This window comes from Brevibacterium sp. Z349TD_9, assembly GCF_056173565.1.
In genome coordinates this window covers 3,271,666-3,292,316 of the sequence record NZ_CM149680.1, presented here as the reverse complement: position 1 = coordinate 3,292,316, position 20,651 = coordinate 3,271,666, and the positions used below count along the sequence as shown (strand labels likewise).

The 20,651-nt window shown below is 68.7% G+C and carries 18 protein-coding genes; 16 read left to right on the top strand and 2 right to left on the bottom strand.

The annotated features are described in order from the left end of the window. Positions 1-3: 3 nt before the first annotated feature. Positions 4-1,017, bottom strand: a complete 1,014-nt coding sequence (gene mshD, locus AC0VYB_RS15290; RefSeq protein ID WP_475384801.1) for a mycothiol synthase — start codon at positions 1,015-1,017, stop codon at positions 4-6. Beyond that, positions 1,014-1,940, bottom strand: coding sequence for a winged helix-turn-helix domain-containing protein (locus tag AC0VYB_RS15285; protein ID WP_308443554.1), 927 nt, complete (start codon positions 1,938-1,940; stop codon positions 1,014-1,016). Before AC0VYB_RS15285 ends, mshD begins: the two co-directional genes overlap by 4 nt. A gap of 159 nt (positions 1,941-2,099) precedes the next feature. On the opposite strand from AC0VYB_RS15285, the gene AC0VYB_RS15280 reads away from it, so the two are divergent. The 16 genes from AC0VYB_RS15280 to AC0VYB_RS15205 all read left to right on the top strand — a co-directional run bounded on the left by AC0VYB_RS15280 (position 2,100) and on the right by AC0VYB_RS15205 (position 20,598). Further along, positions 2,100-2,903 carry an ammonia permease gene (locus tag AC0VYB_RS15280; protein WP_223289910.1) on the top strand — a complete coding sequence of 268 codons (804 nt, stop codon included), beginning with the start codon at positions 2,100-2,102 and terminating at the stop codon, positions 2,901-2,903. A gap of 256 nt (positions 2,904-3,159) precedes the next feature. After that, a complete protein-coding gene (locus tag AC0VYB_RS15275; RefSeq protein WP_063250714.1) occupies positions 3,160-3,759 on the top strand; it encodes a nitrobindin family protein in 600 nt (199 codons plus the stop codon). A 1-nt stretch (position 3,760) separates the two neighbouring features. Then, positions 3,761-5,008, top strand: a complete 1,248-nt coding sequence (gene ygfZ / locus AC0VYB_RS15270; protein ID WP_101623511.1) for a CAF17-like 4Fe-4S cluster assembly/insertion protein YgfZ — start codon at positions 3,761-3,763, stop codon at positions 5,006-5,008. A gap of 231 nt (positions 5,009-5,239) precedes the next feature. Beyond that, the gene (gene gabT / locus AC0VYB_RS15265; protein ID WP_040342350.1) at positions 5,240-6,604 is read left to right on the top strand and encodes a 4-aminobutyrate--2-oxoglutarate transaminase; all 1,365 of its coding nucleotides are present in this window, start codon (positions 5,240-5,242) and stop codon (positions 6,602-6,604) included. A 401-nt stretch (positions 6,605-7,005) separates the two neighbouring features. Next, on the top strand, positions 7,006-8,436 hold the full coding sequence (locus AC0VYB_RS15260) for a sensor histidine kinase (protein ID WP_475384800.1): 1,431 nt from the start codon (positions 7,006-7,008) through the stop codon (positions 8,434-8,436). Beyond that, positions 8,433-9,152: a response regulator transcription factor gene (locus AC0VYB_RS15255; protein WP_095376215.1), complete on the top strand. Its 720-nt coding sequence runs from the start codon at positions 8,433-8,435 to the stop codon at positions 9,150-9,152. Before AC0VYB_RS15260 ends, AC0VYB_RS15255 begins: the two co-directional genes overlap by 4 nt. Before the next feature lie 185 nt (positions 9,153-9,337). Next, a complete protein-coding gene (locus AC0VYB_RS15250) occupies positions 9,338-9,601 on the top strand; it encodes a hypothetical protein (RefSeq protein WP_095376216.1) in 264 nt (87 codons plus the stop codon). 7 nt (positions 9,602-9,608) lie between these two features. Continuing rightward, entirely contained in the window at positions 9,609-9,974 is a 366-nt protein-coding gene (locus tag AC0VYB_RS15245) for a hypothetical protein (protein WP_095376217.1), read from the top strand. 82 nt (positions 9,975-10,056) lie between these two features. Beyond that, positions 10,057-11,520, top strand: coding sequence for a type III PLP-dependent enzyme domain-containing protein (locus AC0VYB_RS15240; protein ID WP_475384799.1), 1,464 nt, complete (start codon positions 10,057-10,059; stop codon positions 11,518-11,520). A 103-nt stretch (positions 11,521-11,623) separates the two neighbouring features. Continuing rightward, the gene (locus AC0VYB_RS15235; protein ID WP_186372618.1) at positions 11,624-12,829 is read left to right on the top strand and encodes an ROK family protein; all 1,206 of its coding nucleotides are present in this window, start codon (positions 11,624-11,626) and stop codon (positions 12,827-12,829) included. 195 nt (positions 12,830-13,024) lie between these two features. Further along, positions 13,025-14,275 (top strand): ABC transporter substrate-binding protein, encoded by a 1,251-nt coding sequence (locus tag AC0VYB_RS15230; RefSeq protein ID WP_255248985.1) that lies wholly within the window; start codon positions 13,025-13,027, stop codon positions 14,273-14,275. 25 nt (positions 14,276-14,300) lie between these two features. Continuing rightward, positions 14,301-15,206, top strand: coding sequence for a carbohydrate ABC transporter permease (locus AC0VYB_RS15225; RefSeq protein WP_095376220.1), 906 nt, complete (start codon positions 14,301-14,303; stop codon positions 15,204-15,206). Continuing rightward, positions 15,206-16,117, top strand: coding sequence for a carbohydrate ABC transporter permease (locus AC0VYB_RS15220; protein ID WP_009380464.1), 912 nt, complete (start codon positions 15,206-15,208; stop codon positions 16,115-16,117). The genes AC0VYB_RS15225 and AC0VYB_RS15220 overlap by 1 nt, the downstream gene beginning before the upstream one ends. A gap of 129 nt (positions 16,118-16,246) precedes the next feature. Continuing rightward, positions 16,247-17,974, top strand: coding sequence for a glycoside hydrolase family 13 protein (locus tag AC0VYB_RS15215; protein ID WP_095376221.1), 1,728 nt, complete (start codon positions 16,247-16,249; stop codon positions 17,972-17,974). Positions 17,975-17,986: 12 nt separating this feature from the next. Further along, positions 17,987-19,057, top strand: a complete 1,071-nt coding sequence (locus tag AC0VYB_RS15210; protein WP_131247945.1) for an ABC transporter ATP-binding protein — start codon at positions 17,987-17,989, stop codon at positions 19,055-19,057. A 425-nt stretch (positions 19,058-19,482) separates the two neighbouring features. Beyond that, on the top strand, positions 19,483-20,598 hold the full coding sequence (locus tag AC0VYB_RS15205; protein ID WP_475384798.1) for a S66 peptidase family protein: 1,116 nt from the start codon (positions 19,483-19,485) through the stop codon (positions 20,596-20,598). The last annotated feature ends 53 nt before the right edge of the window (positions 20,599-20,651 follow it).

The following is a 20,651-nucleotide window of genomic DNA, read 5'->3' as shown; positions in this document are numbered from 1 at the left end:
CGATCACTCCTGAGTGCTGTGGGTCGGGGAAGCCGGCGCGTAGGACACGTGCGCCACCGCGACGTGGAAGCCCAGCCGCTCGTACAAGCCTAGCGCCGCGGCGTTGTCCGACTCGACGTAGAGTTCGATCGCCGTCGCGCCCGCCGCGACCATCCGCCGCATCCCCTCGACGGTCAGTGCCCTGCCCACGCCCCCTGCGTGGGCGCTGGGATCGACTCCGACGACGTAGACCTCGCCGAGGCGGCCGCCGGCACCGTGGTCCGTGAGCTTCGTCTCGTGGAAGCCGATGATCTCGCCGTCACCGTTCGGCTGTAGGCTCTCGCCGTCACTGTTCGGCTGCTGGGTCTCGCCGTCGCGGACGGCGAGGATGACGCTGTCCGGGTCGAAGTCGTCGGCGCCGACGATGGCGTCGATGTCGTCCAGGGTCTGGCTGCCCTGCTCGGGGTGCCAGTCGAAGGCGGCGTTGTTCACCCGCAGCCACCCCGCTTCGTCACCGGGGGCGAACGAGCGCAGGGACACGCCCTCGGGCGCGGTCGCCTCGGGGAGGTCGGCGAGGGTGAGGCCTGAGTCGGTGCGCATCTGATAGAGGACGCGGTCGCGGCCCAGGCCGTGCTTCTGCGCGAGACGGCGGGCGGCGGGGGAGTCGCCGTGCGACCAGCACCATGCCTCGGGCTGCTCGGTGAGGATCGTCTTCAGCAGCGTCTCCCCGAAGCCGTGTCCGCGGTGGTCGGGGTCGATGAGGAACTCGGCGGCGTGCCTCTCGCCCTGGAGGGCGCGGATGCCGAAGCCAATGAGGGTCGGGCTGTCAGTCGAGTCGTCGTCGGCGTAGACGCGCCACACGCTCGAAGCCGTCTGGGCGTCGTGGCTCTCATCCTCACCGCGGGCGATCGCGAGCAGTCCTCCCGAGATCTCGGGCGCCCCGTCGACATCGGCCACTCGGTCGAGGAAGTCCAGCTCCGCCTCGGTGAGGGTGTCGATCGGGGTGCCGGTCACGGCACCGGACGCGGCGATTCTCATGCGCTGATCTCCTCGCTGTCGGGATGGCGGGATGGGGTGCCTGTGGTCGGGGCGGCATCGCTCGAGCCGGCGGTTGGGGAGCCAGCATCGCTCGAGCCGGCGGTGGGCAAGCCGGCATCGCTCGAGTTCGCGGCGGAGGAGCCGGGGTCGCTCTCCTCGTCGTCGTCCTCACCGGCGGTGTCGGGGCTGAACCGGTAGCCGACGTTGCGGACCGTGTGGATCGCGTTCTCGAGGTCCTTGCCGAGCTTCGCCCGCAGGCGCCTGACGTGGACGTCGACGGTGCGGGTACCTCCGTAGTAGTCATCGCCCCACACACCGAGGAGGATCTCGTCGCGGGTGAAGACCCGCTCCGGGTGCATAGCGAAGAACTTGAGCAGCGAGAACTCGCGGTAGGTGAGGTCGAGGGGACGCCCGCCGAGGTCGGCGGTGAACGAGGTCTCGTCGATGCGCAGGGCGCCGGTGACGACGACCATCGGCTCGCCGTGCTCGTTCCGCCCGCTGGGGAGGAGCCCGGGGGCTGAGGCCGCGCCTCGACTGCGCGCAGCACCGGCGGGGTCGCCGGCGGCGCGGAAGCGGTCACGGGCGACGCGGAGCCTCGCCTCCACCTCGGCGGGGCCGGCTGAGCTGAGGATGATGTCGGTGACGTCCCACTTCGCCGAGGCGGTCGCCAGTCCGCCTTCGCTGAGCACGACGATGATCGGCAGGCTGAGGTCGGCGGCGGCGATGACGGTGCCGATCCGCGGGGCGAGCGAGAGGTCGAGGCACGCGTCGACGACGGCGACGTCGGCGGACCCGTCGGCTCCGGGAATCTCCTCGGCGGTGATGCGTTCGACCTGGTGGCCGAGGTATTCGAGGGACTGCGGGGCGAGCGGGGCGGTCCGAGCGGCGGCGGGGCAGATGTGCAGGATCCTCATGCTCTGCATGCCCCCTCATCGACGTGTGTGCGGCCTGAGGGAAAGTATATCGAGGCCGGGGACTCAGGCTCGGCGGTGTTCGGCGAATCGTCGGCCGGGCGCATCGCGGATGTCCGGGCGGCGTTTCGCGAATCGTCGCCGGCAGGGGCGATGAGGCACGATAGATGGGTGATCAGATGGATACGAGTAGCAGTCGCGCTGGCCCTCGCCGTCGCCCTGAGCGGGTCGGTGTACTGGGGCTACACGCTCTTCGTGATCGCGACCGGACTCATCGTCCTGGGCGTCTCATACGGGTGGCCGCGCCTCACCGACTCCCCGCAGCCGCGGGCGACCTCGATCATGCTCGCCCTCTTCGGCCTGGCCGGCCTCTTCGCCGCATGGCGTGACGATTCGGCACCCTACCTCGACTGGCTGCCCGTGCTCGCGGGACTCGGCCTGCTGTGGACCTTCGTCCAGAACCTCACCCGCGGCATCGGTGCCTCGGACGCCGTGGCCAACGTCTCCGCGCAGGTCGCCGGTGTCGTCATCGTGCTCTCGGCGAGCACGTGGGTGGCGGCGGCGACGGTGCCCGGGGACAAGGAGGCGATCGTCGTCGGCCTCGCCGCGATCATCGCCGCTCAGTGCATGACGGCGCTGCCGTGGCCGGCGATCTACACGTCTCCGCTGGCAGTGGCGATGGCGACGGCGGTCGCCGGCATCATGTCCGTGCTCATCCTCGACTCGAGCTTCACGTGGCCGATCGCGCTCATCCTCGGCGCGGTCATGGGTCTCCTCGTCGCCGGCGTCGATCGGATGCTCGGCCTCATCGCCTACGCCCAGTACCAGGCGGCGAACCTCGAGCTGTCCCAGAACATCGAACTCAAGCGCAACGTCGAGAAGGCCCGCAGCTTCGCGGTCCAGCTCGCCCTCGGCGCAACCCCCATCGCCCTCGGCGGCGTCGTCGTCTACGCCCTCGAGCGCATCGCGCTCTAGCAGCCTGGCGGGCGCGCGGTAGCCTCGCGGGCGCGCACCCGCGGCAACGGCAACCGCGAGGCTCGGCACCCGCGGCGGACTCCGGCCGCGCGGTTGCCGCAGGTCCGGGCGCGGACTGTAGACTGAACGGCATGGAAGAAAACCTCGTTCTGCTCGAAATCGTCTTCTCCGGCCTCGTCGGCGTGGCCGCACTCGGTGCCCTGGGTGTGGCGTACAAGGTCGTCAAGTCCCTCATCGTGGTCAATCGCTGATTCCCATGATCGAGATCGACGCATCGGTCAATCCCGAACTCGTCCCCCTCTCCTGGCTCATCGGGTCATGGGAGGGTGTGGGCGTCGTCGGGTACGCCGACACCCCGGAGAAGCAGTTCGGCCAGCGCATCGACTTCGTCGCGCATCCCGGGACCCCGTACCTCCAGTACACCGCGCACGCGTGGCTGCTCACCGAGGACGGCGAACTCGACGAGACGCTCACCCTCGAGACCGGCATCTGGCAGCTCGTGCGCCAGCGAGACGACGGTGACGTCGGCCCCGGCATGCTCATCCCCACCGAGGAGCCCAGCTTCCGGTCGGCCGCCGCGGTCGAGACCCTGCGGACGAACGACGACGCCTTCGAGATCGAAGCCGAGATCGTCCACCCCCACGGCGTCATGGAGCTCTACGCCGGCTACGTCAAGGGACCGCGCATCGACCTCTCGACCGACGTCGTCGCCCGCACGAAGACCGCCAAGGAGTACACGGCGTCGACCCGCATGTACGGGCTCGTCGGCGGCGAGCTGATGTGGGCTTGGGACATGGCCGCCCTCGGCCACGAACTCGCCACCCACTCCTCGGCGAGGCTGAAGAAGCTCAGCTGAGATGACCGGGACCACCGCACCGGACCCCGATGCCCCGACCGGCGCCGAGGCGACCCCGGGCTCTCCCGCGGGTGCGCCGGGGACCCCTGGATCCTCGCCCGCCGAGGCGGCCCCGCCGCGACCGTCGTCCCTGTCCCGACCGCTGAGTTCGTCCGCGGTCTTCGGGACGGGTGACCTCGCGCAGACCCCGATGCACTATGGCGAACCGCTGCGCGAGCAGCGCGCGCTCGCTGAACGCGGGGCGATCGTCGACCTGCCCCACGTCCGCGTGCTCCGCCTCACCGGGGCGGACCGGCTGACGTGGCTGAACTCGATCACGACGCAGAAGATCGACACCCTGGCCCCCGGCGTCTCGACGGAGACGCTCGTCCTCGACCCCAACGGACGCATCGAGGGCTGGCTGCGCCTCATCGACGACGGTGAGGCGCTCTGGGCGCTCAGCGACCTCCGCACCGACGAGACCCTCGATTTCCTCCGCCGTATGGTCTTCATGATGCGCGTCGAGATCGCCGACGTCAGCGAGGACTTCCAGGCCATCGGTGCGATCCGCGTCCTGCCCGAATCCCTGCCCGTCACCCAGCTCTGGTCCGATCCGTGGCCGCACATCGGCTCAGGCTCCGCCTCGTACGCCGAGGTCGACCTCGGTCAGGGCGTCGCCGGCACCGACCACCCCGGCCTCGAGACCCCGTTCGTCATCGGCATCGTCTCCCGCGAGGACCTGAGGGCAGCCTCGGCGAACGACTTCCGGATGGCCGGCTTCGACGCGTGGGAGGCCCTGCGGGTCGCGGCGTGGAGGCCGGGGCGCAATGAGATCGACCACAAGTCCCTCGTCGGCGAGCTCGACCTGCTGCGCACTTCGGTCCACCTCGCGAAGGGCTGCTACCGCGGTCAGGAGGCGGTCGCCCGCGTCCACAACCTCGGTCAGCCGCCTCGGCGCCTCGTCTTCGTCCACCTCGACGGGTCCGGGCACATCCATCCCGATCCCGGCGCCGAGGTGCTCTCCACGGTCCGCGGATCCGACCGTCCCGTCGGCGTCCTCACCTCGGTCGCTCAGCACTTCGAACTCGGCCCGATCGGGCTCGCCGTCATCAAGCGCACCGTCGCCGCCGACGCTCCGCTGAGCGTCGACCTCGGCGAGGGCGGAACCGTGGCGGGGGCGCAGGAGATCATCGTCGCCCCCGAGCGCGGACACGACCGGACCCTGCCCGGACGGAACCGGGACGTCGACATGCGGAATCAGCACCGCTGAGACCCGCCTGACCGGGCGTCCGCGGCGGGAAACGTCCCGATCGGACGGTCGGCCACCTCGGCGAAGGGAGTCCTGCGTGCTCAGGGGACCTGGCGGGACTCCCGGATGACGCTGAGAATGACGTCGTAGTGACGACGGAATCAGTACTTCTGGGCGGCCCTGAATGCGCGTTCTGCCCACCTTACGGACTGAGAATGACAAGAACCGTCGTCACACTCTATTCTTCCCGTTATGACAGCTTTGGAGATTGGCGGCGAAGCTCTGCCGCAGGAACGCAAGATCGTCACCGAGATCCCGGGACCGAAGTCCCGTGAGATCGAGGCGCGACGCTCAAGTGCCGTCGCGACCGGCGTCGGATCGAGCCTGCCGGCCTACATCGTGGCCGCAGGCGGGGGCATCGTCAAGGATGTCGATGGCAACCAGCTCGTCGACCTCGGCTCCGGCATCGCCGTGACCACCGCAGGCAACTCGAACCCCCGCGTCGTCAAGGCCGCGACCGAGCAGCTCGAGGCCTTCACCCACACGTGCTTCATGGTCAATCCGTACGAGAGCTACGTCGAGGTCGCCGAGGCGCTCAACCGGCTCACCCCCGGTGACCACGAGAAGCGGACCGTCCTGCTCAACTCGGGCGCCGAGGCGGTCGAGAACGCCGTGAAGATCGCCCGTGCCCACACCGGCCGGGACGCCGTCGTCGTCTTCGACCACGCGTACCACGGCCGGACGAACCTGACGATGGCGATGACGGCGAAGGCCCACCCGTACAAGGCGGGCTTCGGCCCCTTCGCCGGCGAGGTCTACCGTGCACCGATGTCCTACCCCTTCCGCGACAACGACGCGGCGGGCACGAAGGTCAGCGGTGAGGACGCTGCCAAGCGCGTCATCACGATGATCGAGAAGCAGATCGGGGCCGAGAACGTCGCCGCGATCGTCATCGAGCCGATCCAGGGTGAGGGCGGCTTCATCGTCCCCGCCGAGGGCTTCCTGCCCACGCTTGTCGACTTCGCCCGCGAGAACGGCATCGTCTTCGTCGCCGACGAGGTCCAGGCCGGCTTCGCCCGCACCGGCAAGATGTTCGCCTCGGAGTGGGAGGAGATCGTCCCCGATCTCATCACCACCGCGAAGGGCATCGCCGGCGGTCTGCCCCTCTCGGCTGTCACCGGTCGCGCGGAGATCATGGATTCGGTCGGCCCGGGTCGCCTCGGCGGCACCTACGGCGGCAACCCGACCGCGTGTGCGGCGGCCCTCGGCGCGATCGAAGCGTACGAGAACGACGGACTGCTCGAGCGGGCGACCGAGATCGGCGAGCTCATCACCGATCGCCTCGTCAAGCTCCAGAGCACCTACCCGGAGATCGGGGACATCCGCGGCCGCGGTGCCATGGTGGCCGCTGAATTCGTCAAGCGCGACTCGATCGAGCCCAACCCCGAGCTCGTCAAGGAGCTCGCGGCGTACTGCGCGAAGAACGGCGTCCTCGTCCTCACGACGGGCACCTTCGGCAATGTGCTCCGCTTCCTCCCGCCGCTGACGATCTCCGATGAGCTGCTGGGCGACGCCTTCGACGTCATCGAGGCGGGACTCGCCGAGATCCTCGGCTGAGGTCTCCGGCACAGCCGTACCCCGCACCACCGACGACCCTGTTCGCCACCGCACCCGGATTCCGGGTCGGGGCGGGCAGGGTCGTTCGCGTTCGCATGTGGGGTCATCTGCCTCGGCGGGAGTTGCCCGCGGAGGCCGCGGAGGCGGCGATCGGGCGGGTCCGACGCGGCGACGAACGGGCGCTGCCCGCGAAGGTGGCGGTCGGGCGGATGCGACGCGGCGACGAACGGGCGCTGCCCGCGAAGGCGGCGATCGGGCGGGTCCGACGCGGCGACGGGAGTCCTCCTCACTGCATTCCGGAAGGTCAGGGACGTCGGATCCGGACGGCCGTCGGCGGGACCAGGGGCCCGGAATCGCTGAACCCTGCGCGAAATCGGCGCGGATGGAGGACAATGGTAGTCATGCGTGCGACCACCGTGGACAGACCCGAGGGCCGAGGCTCCGCCGTGTGGCGGTTCCTCCGCGGTCCGCGCTTCGTCGACCTGCCGCTGCGCGCATTCGCTCTCGTCATGGGGCTGACGGCCTTCGTGCCGGGCGCCTTCGAGCTCGACGAACCGCTCTACGTCGCTCTCACCGCGGCCGCCTACGTGCTCATCGTCGTCACGCCGTTCCTTCCCTTGAGCGTCGTCGTCGCCTCGGCGGCCCTCAGCGGGGTCTTCCTCTGGCAGTACCCTGACTTCGAGAACATGTCCACCGAGGCGCTCATCCTCGCCACGGCCGTGCTCTTCAGCTATATGCGCTGGTGGGCGGCCGGTGCAGGGACGCTCGCGCTCCTCGCGTACCAGGTCGCGGCGACGGCGCAGAACGGTCTCGACGGTGGTGTGCCCGGCCTCATCGACCTCGGCTACGGATGGCTGACGACCTGCCTCGTCGGCGTCGCCGCAGGGTTCGTCGAGCGCCGGATCCAGCGCGAGATCACCCGCCGCGAGCAGGCGGCCCGCGAGAACGCGCGGGCGCTCGAGACGATGCGGATGCGCTTCACGAGCGACACCCACGACACGATCTCCCACTCCCTGTGCACCGAGGCGGCGATCATCAGGACCCTCGGCCGGGCGCCCCACGCGCCGGGCGCGGATCGGATGATCACCGAACTCGCTCTTGTCAACGCCGAGGCGACGAAGCGCCTGCGGCAGCTCGTCGCACGCCTGCGCGCGGACGCTCCCGAGAGCGCGCACGTCGAACTCCGCGCCGAGGCACGACTGCTCGTCTCCGCGATCGAGGACGGCACGGCCGCCGGGGGAGTGCAGCTGTCGACGACCGTCGGTGCCCTGCCCGAACATGCCTCTCCCGCGGTCGGCACGCACTTCACCGGCTTCATCCTCGAACTCGCCACCAATGTCATCCGCTACGCGACCCCGGGAACAGCCTCGACGATCGCCGTCGCCGCCGAACAGGCGACGCCGACACGGGTCGTGGTCCGCTACACGAGCGTCAACTCCGCCGACGCCCCGCTCACCGAGGTGCCGCGGTCCCTGAGCACCCGCGCCGAGGCGGTCGGTGGATCCTGCACCGTGAGCGCGGACCCGCAGGGCCGGGTCGTCGTCACCGTCACCCACCCGCTCGAACTCGTCGCCACGGAGATCGACTCCGAGATCGCGACCGAGGCGGTGCCGGTCAGGGACGACTTCGCCGCGGCGTCGCAGGCGACCCCCGGCGAGCTGAGTCCGACCGCGCAGGGCGACAGCGCCTCTGTGGCCGGTGCGGCGCTTCCCGGGACTGTCGGCCATGCCGGGCCGGTCGGTGACGCGGGGCCGGTCGGTGACGCCGGGCCGGCAGGAACCACGGTGCACGCCGGGCACTCCCACCGTCGCCTCGAAGGCCGCAGGGCGTGAACGCTTCCGCCGGGAACGGAGCCGCAGAGACTGGAGCCGCACAGACTGCGGCGTCCACGGAACGACCGGCCGCCTCGGTGCTCATCGTCGATGACGACAAATGGACGACGCGGGCGGTTGCGGCTGCGCTCCGGGACTCCGGGTCGTTCGACGTCCTCGACCCGCAGCATTCCGGTGAGGCGGCGGTCGCGGCCTACGCTGCGCACCGGCCCGACCTCGTGCTCATGGACGTCAACATGCCCCCGGGGATGAGCGGGGTGGATGCGACGCAGGAGATCATCGGGCTCGACCCCTCGGCGACGATCGTCCTCCTCACCACGGTGGCGCCCGGGCCCGGCCTCGCCCGAGCGCTCGAGGCCGGTGCGCTCGCGGCCGTGAGCAAGTCCGCCTCCGATGCGGAGCTCATCCGCGTCGCCGAGGCGGCCCTCGAGGGGGACTCGCCCGAGCTGCTCCGAACGCTCGCTGAGGACATCCTCGTCAGCGGCGACAGCGTTCCCGACGTCCCGGCCAACGCTCCGGCACTCACCGAGGCGGAGCTCACCCTCCTGCGCCAGATCTGCGAAGGACTCGACTACTCGGAGATCGCGGCGCGACAGTTCGTCACCGTCCACACGGTCAAGAGCCATGCCCGGAACCTGCGGATCAAACTCGGGGCGAAGAACCTCGCGCAGGTCGTCATCCGCGCTGTGCAGTTCAAGTTCCACTCCCCGGAATGAGCCGGAGTCTCTGCTTCCTGGCCTGAGCCGGGGCGAGCGGAAACGGTCGCACAACCTCGGCGATCTCATCCTTTCGTGCGATGACACGGACCCCATGTGCACGGCAGAGTGGATGCTCGGGCCGCGATCCGAGCGTGCCCGGAAGCGAGCGGCGGCACGGCCGCCCGAGGCGAGGAGTCGCGAGAATGAACCTGGATGTGTCGATGGGAATTGTGGGTCTGCTCATCTCCCTGGTCTATGTCGCTGTCACGGTGCTCGGGCTGGGGATCCTCGTGGTCGGACTCATCGTCCTCGTCAAGGTCAATCGTCTGCTCACCGTCCGGCTGAGGGAGACGACAGCTGTGCCGGTCGCCGGCGAACCGCCGGTCACGGACCCTGCTGCTTCGCCAGACACTGACAGCGGCATGTCCGCGGAACGACCGATGAAGGCGGGCGACCATCACGCGTAGGACCGTGTTGAGGCGGATCGGCATCGTCGTCGCCGGTGCGGCTGCCACGGTCGTCATCGGCACGTTCGCGTGCGGTCGGGTGCTGTCGTCGTTCGAGTTCCAGGACGTCGTCTACGACAATGTCCCCTCGAAGGTCCGCTGCGCCGACGTGCCGTCTGTCCGGACGGTCGAGCAGGTCCGATCCGAGTTCCCTGCGATCGATGACGCCGAGGTCCTCGTCGTCGAACGCTGTCAGGGCGCCGTCCTCGAGATCCAGTACCCGAGTCACGCCGTGCGGACCGAGGTCGAGGGCTTCCTGCAGAAGACCGGCACCTGGCATCGCGGATCGGGCTGGTGGTGGAAGTCCGTGCCCGTCCAACTGCGCAATGTGTGAGGGAACTGCCATGATGGGAGGGGACGGCACCCTGTCGGGACCAGGCTCCTCGAACGACGACCGTACGAGCGCGAAGGACGGAATGCACGAGAGACGAGGCAGAGGCACGAAGCTCACCGCGAGTCGGGAACGAGCCGTCGCCGCCATCGCAGCCGCACACGAGTCCGCCGCCGTACCCGCACTCACGGACAGTGAGCCGGTGCTCGGACTCATCGACCTCGACCACGTCGCCGAGGCGTTCGCTGAGCTCAGGGCCGCGTTCGACACCGACACGGAGGTCCTCCACGCGGTGGCGTGCAAAGCGGTCCCCCTGCTCCCACTGCTCCGGTACTACGCCGAGAGCGGTGCCGGCTGTGAGGTGGCGAGCCCGGGAGAACTCGAATCGGCGCTCACCGCCGGGTTCGCGCCGAACCGGATCGTCTTCGATTCGCCGGCGAAGACGGAGAGCGAGCTGCGACGCGCACTCAGCTTGGGCGTGTCCATCAACGTCGACAGCTGGGAGGAGCTCGAGCGCCTCGACCGTCTCGTCGACGCGGGCACCGAGTCGGTCATCGGCATCCGCATCAATCCGCAGTCGGGGATCGGTGAGATCGGCGCGATGAGCACGGCGACATCGACGTCGAAGTTCGGCATCGGTCTCGCCGATCCCGGCGCACGTCAGGCGATCGTCGACGCCTACCGTGCCCGTCCATGGCTGACGCAGATCCATGTCCACTCGGGATCGCAGGGCATCGGTCTCGACCAGGCCGCTGAGGGGATCGCCGCGGTCGTCGACCTCGCCCGCGAGATCAACGCGGGCACGGCGGATGCCCGCGCGGCGGATGCCGGCGAGAGCGTCGGGGAGGGCGACCGCCACGGAGACACCGACCCCCGACAGGTCACGCGCATCGACATCGGCGGCGGTCTGCCGGTGAATTTCTTCGGCGACGAGGTGACCCCGACCTTCGCGGACTACCGTGCGGTGATCGAGGCGAGAGTGCCCGAGCTCTTCGACTTCGACATCGTCACCGAGTTCGGTCGCTCGCTGCTGGCGAAGGCCGGCAGCATCCTCACCCGCGTCGAGTACGCGAAGACGACCGGTGGTCGGCGCATCGCCATCACGCATGCGGGCGTCCAGGTGGCCACCCGCACCGCGTATGCCCCCGCCGACTGGCCCGTGCGCATCCTCCCGTTCGCGCCCGACGGAACGCCGAAGCCCACGTCCGTCGGTCACGCCGAAGGGCCCGAACTCGTCCACACCGATGTCGCCGGACCGGCGTGCTTCGCCGGCGACCTCCTCGCCGAGGATCGCCTGCTGCCGCGTCTCGACGCCGGTGACCTCATCGTCGTCCCCGACACCGGGGCGTACTACTTCTCGAATCCGTTCTCCTACAACCTCCTTCCGCGGGTGCCCGTCTACGGGTATCGGACGTCGTCCGAGACCGATGCGAGCGGCTTCGGGTCGGACAACCTCGGCGAGAGGGTCGACTTCTTCCTCATCCGGCGCGGACAGACGATTGCGGAGATCCTCGCCGAGGCAGGAGAACCGAAGATCGAGCCGCTCTGATCCGCTCGGCACCCCTTCACCGCGCGATCCCAGCCGGGCGGAGGTCGACATCGGCGGGCGCCCGGCCGTCCATCGTCTCGCGACCGGTTACTCTGAGGTGATGGTGACGACGGAGAGAGGGCAGGCGCTCGGACATCGGTTCGCCGCGGCGGAAGAAGGGCCGCGGCACACCGTGCGCGAGTGGAACGAACGCCTCGTGCTCGACCGAATCTGGGCCGGCGACCCGCTCGAAGGGCTGTCGACGAACGAGCTCATCTCCCAGACCGGACTCACGCGAGCCACGGTGCTCGCCCAGTGCGACGACCTGAAGCGGCGCGGCCTCATCGTTCAGGGACCGCCCGACAGGCAAAGCGGTGCCGGCCGTCCCGGCAAGCGATTCTTCCCGCGGTCGCGCGACGCCCTCTGCGTCGGGGTCGACGCGGGTCTGAATTCGGCAACTGTGGCCGTGGCCGATGTGACCGGCCGCCGCCTGGGCGGAGCCCGCATCCGCTTCGCCGACGACTTGTCCCGGAGTCGCGCGGTGCAGGTGCGCGCCGCTATCGATGAGGCGCTTGCCGCGGCGGAGGCGGACCACGAGCAGGTGCGGACTGTCTGCTTCGGATTCGCCGCGCCGATCGCCGCCGAGGGGTCGATGGCGATGGAGGACCCGTTCTGGCGTGAAGTCGAAGTCGACCTCAAGGAAGTGCTGCGCGACCTCGATTGGGCGGTCGCGGTCCACAACGACGCCAACCTCGCCGCGATCGCCGAACGCGACGCCGGCACCGTCGATCCCGCCGGCGACTTCGTCGTGCTCCTGGCCGGAGAGCGGTTCGGCGCAGGCATCGTCGACGGAGGGCACCTGCTCACCGGCGCCCGCGGCGGAGCCGGCGAGATGGTCTACCTCGAGCACGTCGAGGGCGTGCGCTCGACCGAAGGGCTGGGTCGGCTCGCTCGGACATGGGCCGAGCAGGCGAATGTCGAACTGTCCGACGACGCACCGCTGCCCCTGGACCCCCACGAACTCATCGCGCAGGCCGCGGAAGGGCGACCGGCGGCGCTGCGCCTCGTCGATGATCTGTCCGACCGACTGGCACGGGTCGTCGCGACACTGTCGAGCCTGCTCAACCCGCAGGTGGTGGTCATCAGTGGGGCCACGGCGCTCGAAGACGAGGTCCTGCTGCAGCGGGCAGAGGAGCGGGTGGGGGACTACGCGCCGATGCCGGTGCGGATCATCCCCTCAGCGCTGGGCACCGACGCCGTGGTGGAGGGAGCCATCGTCGTCGCGCTCGAAGCCGTCCGCGAGACCCTGCGCGCACGACTCGCCGACTGAGTGCCGGACTGCGTTTTCCTCGACGACCTCCTGCTTTCATGGTCCGCTTGCGTGTTCAGAGTTCTCCTGATTGTTCAGTGAGACCCCTTGATTTAATTAATTGAGGAGGTATATTTAAGCGCTATAGAAACAGCACTAAGCATCCGACCATCAGGAGACAACGACGTGTCCCGATCACCGGCCGATCCTCAGCGTGTGAGCGCAACGCGACGCGGCTTCCTCGCCACCGCCGCAGCAGGCACCCTGCTGTCGCTGAGTGGATGCTCCGACGGTTCGACCAGCCGGTCGGACGTCACGCTCTACCAGTCGAAGCCCGAGGCCATCCCCTATTTCCGCGAACTCGTCCGCGTCTTCAACGCCGATGGCACCGGTCCCCGTGCCGTCCACGACACCGCGTCCAACCTCTCTGGGGGCTTCGCCCGCGGGGCGCCGCCCGACCTCGGATGTCTCAACTACAACTTCGAGATGGCGCGCTTCCAGGAGCGCGGAGCGCTCTCGGACCTCTCCGACCTTCCCGAGGCGGCAGCCGTGGCGCCGAGAGTTCAGGACCTCGTCGATCAGTACCCCGTCTACCCCGGGCGAACCAGCGTCATCCCCTATTCCCTCATGGCGGCCTCAGTCCTCTACAACCGTGAACTGTTCGACCGGCATGACGTCGAGGTCCCCGGCACGTGGAGCGAGCTGCTCGACGCGTGCGGGACGTTCCAGGACGCCGGCGTAACGCCGCTCATCAGCACCTACGCCGATGCGTGGACCGTGTCGCAGGGACTCGCCGACTACAGCCTCGGCGGCGGACTCAACGTCGCCGAGTTCTTCGCACTGCTGCGGGAACAGGGCGACGACCTCGGCCCGACCGCCCCGGTGTCCTTCAGCAAGGACTTCTACGATCCGCTGTCGAAGATGCTCGAGCTCGCTTCCTACTCGAATCCGAACGCGGCGAGTCTGGGATACGGCGACGGCAACCTCGCCTTCGCCCGAGGGGAGGGTGCCATGTATCTGCACGGTCCGTGGGCGCTCGGCGAGATCGCCAAGACCGATCCCGACCTCGACATCGGGACCTTCCCGCTGCCGATGACCGAAGACAGGGACGACCTCAGGGTGCGCGTCAACATCGACCTCGCGCTCTGGATACCCGAAGCCGCACAGAACCCGGTCGGGGCACGGGAGCTCGCCTCCTACCTGCTCGACCCCGCGATTCAGGACGCGTACAACGCCGAGAACCTCGGCTTCGGCGTGCGCGACGATGCACCGCCGGTCACCGATGAGCGGCTAGTGGAGATGCAGCCGTTCGTCGACCGCGGTGACTTCTACCAGGGGGTGTCCACAGCCATTCCCCGCACGATCCCGTTCGAGAACTACATGCAGGGCCTCGTGCTCGGCGCTGATCTCGAAGGAGTTCTCACGACCCTCGACAACGACTGGGCCAGACTGGCCCGCCGGTCATGAACCGATCCCAACGATGAGGACCACGATGACCACAGACACCCGGACCGAAGACCGACGCCCAGCGCGCCGTCGCAGACGCGGCCCCGATGCCGTCCACCTCCTCTTCCTGCTGCCCGCGGTGGTCGCCTTCAGCCTGGCGCTCACCGTTCCCGCGGTGATGGGCATCTTCTTCAGCTTCACCGACTCGATCGGCTTCGGGGAGTGGAACTTCGTCGGCTTCACCAACTACGCCGTGCTCTTCAGCGATCCCGCCATCCTCGGTGCGTACGGCTTCACGATCGGCATCGCAGTGGTCACCGTGATCCTCGTCAACGTCATCGCCCTGCTCCTGGCGATCGGCCTGACCTCGCGGATCCGTGCCAAGAATGCGCTGCGGGCGGTGTTCGTCCTGCCGATGGTGCTGTCGGGGATCATCATCGCATTCGTCTTCAACTTCCTCTTCTCCCGCACCGTTCCGGCCGCAGCGTCGGCCTGGGGGATCGGGTTCCTCGAGGAGAGCATCCTCACCGACCCGGACCTCGCATGGGTCTCGATCGTCATCGTCACGGCCTGGCAGGCGGTGCCCTCAGCCATGCTCATCTACATCGCCGGGCTCGTCTCCATCCCCGCGGAGATCTACGAGGCGGCGGCGCTGGACGGCGCGACATCGTGGTCGCGACTGCGCTCGATCACGCTGCCGCTGATGGCCGGATACATCGCCATCAACGTGGTCATCGGGTTCAAGAACTTCCTCAACTCCTACGACGTCATCGTCGGCCTCACCGATGGTGGGCCGGGCACCTCCACCCGGTCTGTGGCGATGATGATCTTCCGCGGCTTCGACAACGGCGACTACGCCTACCAGATGGCGAACTCGGTGGTCTTCTTCCTCATCGCCGTCGGCATCGCCCTCATCCAACTGCGGCTCACCCGCGGAAAGGCCGGCTCCTGATGTCCGCAACCCCGACTGTGATCCCCGGGTCCAGCGCTCCGACCCGACCGCTCAGCCTCGACGCGAACCGCACCAAGGCGGGAACGCGACGCCGGCGTCGTCGGGGGTTCGGTCTCACCCTGCTGCTCGCTGCGTGCTCGCTGACGGTGCTGGTGCCTCTCTATGTCACCGTCTCCATGGCGCTGAAGTCGGGATCCCAAGCGGTCGACGGAGAGGCCTTCGCGCTGCCGGCTCCGCCGAGTCTTGAAGGCATCATCGAGGCCTGGTCGCTGACGAACTTCCCGCGGGCCTTCGCCATCTCCGTGTTCGTCACGACAGTCACCGTCGTGGGAACCATCCTTCTGAGTTCCATGGCGGCGTATGCGATCTCGCGGAACTGGCACCGCCGAGTCTTCCGCTGGTCGTTCTTCTACCTGCTGGCCGCGATGTTCCTGCCCTTCCCGGTCCTCGCGCTGTCCCAGGTGAAGCTGAGCGGCATGGTCGGCCTCGCGAACCCCTTCGGAGTGGCCATCCTCCACATCCTGTTCCAGCTGTCGTTCTCCGTCATGCTCTACACGGCGTTCCTGCGCGGTCTGCCGGAGGAGCTCGAGGAGAGTGCCCGCCTCGACGGGGCGTCGACGGCTCAGGTCTTCTGGCGGATCGTCTTCCCGCTCCTGGCGCCGATGAGCGCGACCGTCGGCATCTTCTCGTTCCTCGCATCGTGGAACGACTTCATGATGCCCTCCCTCATCATCGCCGACCCGAGTCTGCAGACCCTTCCGGTCGTGCAGTCGATCTTCCAGACCCAGTTCAGCAACAACTACCACGTCGCCTTCTCCTCCTACCTCATGGCGATGGCACCGGCGGTCATCGTCTACCTCTTCACTCAGCGCTGGGTGATGTCCGGGGTGACGCAGGGAGCTGTGAAGTGATCAGAACTCGTCGCCCCCGGCCGCCGCCTGCCGAGCGCGGCCCGTCCGGATGCTCCAGCGAGGAGCCCTCCACGATCGCAGCCTGACCCCAGACCCCGTCTCCGGTACGAAAAGGACACGAATCCCACCATGCTCCAGACATCAGAATCGCACGCGCGACCGACCGCGCTCCTCGCCGATAACGACTGGTGGCGGCAGGCCGCCGTCTACCAGATCTACCCGCGCAGCTTCGCCGACTCCGACGCGAACGGCATCGGCGATCTCGTCGGGATCATCGAGAAGGTGCCCTACCTCAGCGCCCTGGGCATCGATGCGGTCTGGCTCAGCCCTTTCTACCCCTCTGCGCTCGCAGACGGCGGATACGACGTCGATGACTATCGCGATGTCGACCCGCGACTCGGCACGCTCGCCGACTTCGATGCCCTCACCGCGGCCCTGCATGAGGCAGGAATCCGCATCATCGTCGACATCGTGCCCAACCACACCTCCGACAGGCACGAATGGTTCAGGGCGGCGCTCGCCGCAGGCAAAGGCTCCCCGGAGCGCGACCGCTACCTATTCAGGGACGGGCGCGGAGAGAACGGTGAGCTGCCCCCGTCCGACTGGACGTCGATCTTCGGGGGATCCGCGTGGGAGCCTGTGGGCGACGGCCAGTGGTATCTTCACAACTTCGCCCCCGAGCAGCCCGACCTCGACTGGAACAGTCCGGACGTGCGCGCGGACTTCCTCGACACCCTGCGATTCTGGGCGGACCGCGGAGTCGACGGCTTCCGCGTGGACGTCGCCCATGGTCTGGCCAAGGACCTCCCGCCGGAAGGGACGCCTCTGCCGACTCAGGCCGAACTCGACGCCCTGCCCCACGACGGACAGCATCCGCTCTGGGACCGAGACGACGTCCACGACATCTATGCGGAATGGCGGCACCTCTTCCGCAGCTACGATCCGCCTCTGATCGGAGTCGCCGAGGCGTGGGTGGACCCCGGCAGGAGGGCTCGCTATGCCGGTGAGGACGGCCTGGGTCAGGCCTTCAGCTTCGATCTGCTGCGCGCGGATTTCGACCCGCAGGTGTTCCGGAGCGTGATCACGTCGAACCTCGAACTGGCGGCCGCTTCGGGATCGTCGACCACCTGGGTGTTCTCCAACCACGACGTCGTCCGCCATGCCACTCGCTACGGTCTGCCGGTCTCCGGGGACAGCGAGCGCATGGGGAAGGAGTGGTTGCTCTCCGGAGGAACCGCCCCCGAGCTCGACGCCGTTCTGGGTCTGCGCAGGGCACGTGCGGCTACGCTGCTGCAGCTCGCCCTTCCGGGTTCGGCATACCTCTATCAGGGCGAGGAGCTGGGACTGCACGAGGTGCCCGATATCGCCGACGACGCACGACAGGACCCGACCTTCTTCCGCAGCCGCGGAGTCGAGCTCGGTCGCGACGGGTGCAGAGTGCCGCTGCCGTGGACGTCCGAGGGCCCCGCCTTCGGCTTTGGATCCGTCTCGCCGCATCTGCCCCAGCCGGGGTGGTTCGCCGATCATTCCGTCGAACGCGAGGAGAGCGATCCGTCCTCGACTCTGTGGCTCTACCGCCATGCGCTGCGACTGCGCAGGGAGCTGACGGGCAGCGAGCAGCTCGACTGGCTCGAACTCGGTGACCAGGTCGTCGGATTCCGTCGGCCGGGCGGCTGGGTCAGCGTGACGAACTTCGGAGCGCAGCCGGTGCCGCTCCCGGACGGCGAGGTTCTGCTCTCGAGCGAAGCGCTGCCCGGCGACGGCACGCTCCCCGGAGCTGTCACCGTGTGGCTGCGGACACCGGAAACCGGCGAGGAGCTGCGGACCTCGGACACCGGCAAGAACACGAGAGCTTGAAGGGCGATCACCATGGCGACAGTGACCTATGACAGTGCGAGCCGGGTCTATCAGCCCGGCAGGAAGCCGGCGGTCGACGGACTCGACCTCCACGTCGAGGACGGCGAGTTCGTCGTCCTGGTCGGTCCCTCCGGCTGTGGGAAGTCGACGAGTCTGCGGATGCTCGCGGGCCTCGAAGAGGTCAGCGACGGGCGGATCCTCATCGGCGACCGGGACATCACCGACGTCCCGCCCAACGAGAGGGACATCGCCATGGTGTTCCAGAACTACGCGCTCTATCCCCACATGAGCGTCGGCGACAACATGGGCTTCGCGCTGAAGATCGCCGGTGTCCCCGCGGCCCAGCGCCGAGCCCGCGTCCGCGATGCCGCGGAGCTGCTCGACCTCGGCGAGTACCTCGACCGGAAGCCCAAGGCGCTCTCGGGCGGACAGCGGCAGAGGGTGGCGATGGGACGGGCTATCGTGCGAGAGCCGAGGGTGTTCCTCATGGATGAGCCGCTGTCGAACCTCGATGCGAAACTGCGCGTGCAGATGCGCTCGCAGATCGCGTCGCTGCAGTCGCGCCTCGGCGTCACCACTGTCTACGTCACCCATGACCAGACGGAGGCGCTGACGATGGGCGACAGGATCGCGGTCCTCAAGGACGGTCACCTGCAGCAGGTCGACTCGCCGTCCGTGATGTACTCGCGACCGGCGAATGTCTTCGTCGCAGGGTTCATCGGCTCACCTGCGATGAATCTCGTGGAAGCGGAGAAGATGGAGTCCGGGGCCGTCTTCGGTGATGCGATCATCCCGGTTCCCAGGACAGCGCTCAGAGCGTCTTCCGGGAACACGATCACGGTGGGGATCCGGCCGGAGGACCTTCGGCTGGGCGAGCACGGCGTGCGGCTGCGGGTGGAACTCGTGGAGGTGCTCGGTGCGGACACGTTCGTCCACGGTCGGCTCGTCGATGCGCCGGAGGCGGAGTTGGTCGTCGTCCGCGTGCCCACGCAGAGTGCTCCCGGTAAAGGCGAGACCGTCCGTGCCCATCCGGACCCCGAGAGGATCCACCTCTTCGATGCGGAAACGGGGATCAGACTCTAGGAGCGCATCCTCCTCTAGGAGCGTGTCTTCGCTGGATGCCCGTCTTCGCTGGGGTGCCACTCCGCTGTCTGCCGCTCGATAGGAAGCTCCGGTTGAGCGTGCATTCTCGCCCACGACGCGGGGCTGGCTAGGAGCATCGCTGATACGGTGGCGGTGATGGAGCAGGGAGAGAACGTCGAACGCGGACCCGTCGATTTGGTCCGCTCCGGCCCTCAGCGTGCGTCCGAGCGAAAACTCGTCGTCTTTGCGCGAGAGCTCCCCGCCTCCGCGGACGGAGTCCTCGTCCACGCCCGTGAAGTCCCCGCCTGGATGTGCGAGCTCCTCGCCGCGCCGGAGGTCGCCGCGCCGCACGTCGCAGTACAGAGAGTCGCCGCTCCTGAGGTCGCTAAGCAGCGCCCTTCCGATCATGCGGGAGCCGAGGCCGCATGAGGAGTCCGTACCTCGACACTGCGCCGCTGGTCCCGGGCGACACCGTGCGTCTCATCGCACCGTCGGGTCCTGCGGATGAGGACTCGCTGCAGCGCGCGATCTCCCGACTCGAAGCCTGGGGTCTCAACGTCGCCCCCGGTGAGCATGTCCGAGCCCGCCACCCGCGGGTGAGCTACCTCGCCGGAACCGACGCTCAGCGCCGCGCCGACCTCGTCGACGCGTGGTGCGACCCGAACACGGATGCGGTCATCGCCCTGCGCGGCGGGTACGGAGCGATGCGGCTCATCGACGGGCTCGACTTCGATCATCTGAGCAGGCACGGGCTTCGCGCAGACGGGCGCCCGAAGCTGCTTGCCGGGTCCTCCGACGTCACCGCCCTCCATCAGGCGTGGGATCACCACCTCGGCGTCGCGTCACTCTTCTGCCCCATGCCCGGGAACAGTCCGTTCCGCGACTCCGCCGTCGTCGCCGACGAGGTGGCCTCGTGGCTCTTCGAGCCCTGGGGCGGTCGCGAACTCGGGTTCCCGGACGGTGATCGCTCCGGCGACGACTCACGTTGGAGATCCAGGACGCTGAGTGTCGATTCGGAGCCCAGAGATCGACACTCCGCGTCCTCAAAGCGCCGACGCCACACGAAGGAACGCCGCTCGGAGCCCCGGGACCCTGCGCCCCCGGTGAGCCGGGCGCGAACGCTCGTGCCGGGCACCGCGATCGGGCGACTCGTCGGCGGCAACCTCAGCCTCGTCGCAGCGGGCCTCGGCAGTCCCGAGCTCTCAGGGGTCCGGGAGCGGCGCGCAGAGCGCGGGCCGCAGATCGCGATGCTCGAGGACGTCGACGAGGAGCTCTACCGGCTCGACAACCTCTTCCTCCAACTCGTGCGCGCAGGCTGGTTCGCCGCGGCGGATGCCGTCGTCCTCGGATCGTGGATCGACTGTGCCCCGGTCGCCGAGGTGGAGGACCTCGTGCTCGACTTCCTCCGAGGAGCCGGGATCCCGATCGTCTCGGAGCTGGGATTCGGGCACGATCCCGATGCCCCGAGCACGCCGCTCGGCGTCGATGTGCGCCTCGAGGCTCCTGCCGGAGAGCGCCCGCGGCTGTGGGTGTGCCCGTGAGTGCCCGACTCGCCTGCCCGTGACTTTCGCCGACCTTCCCCTGTCCCCGACCC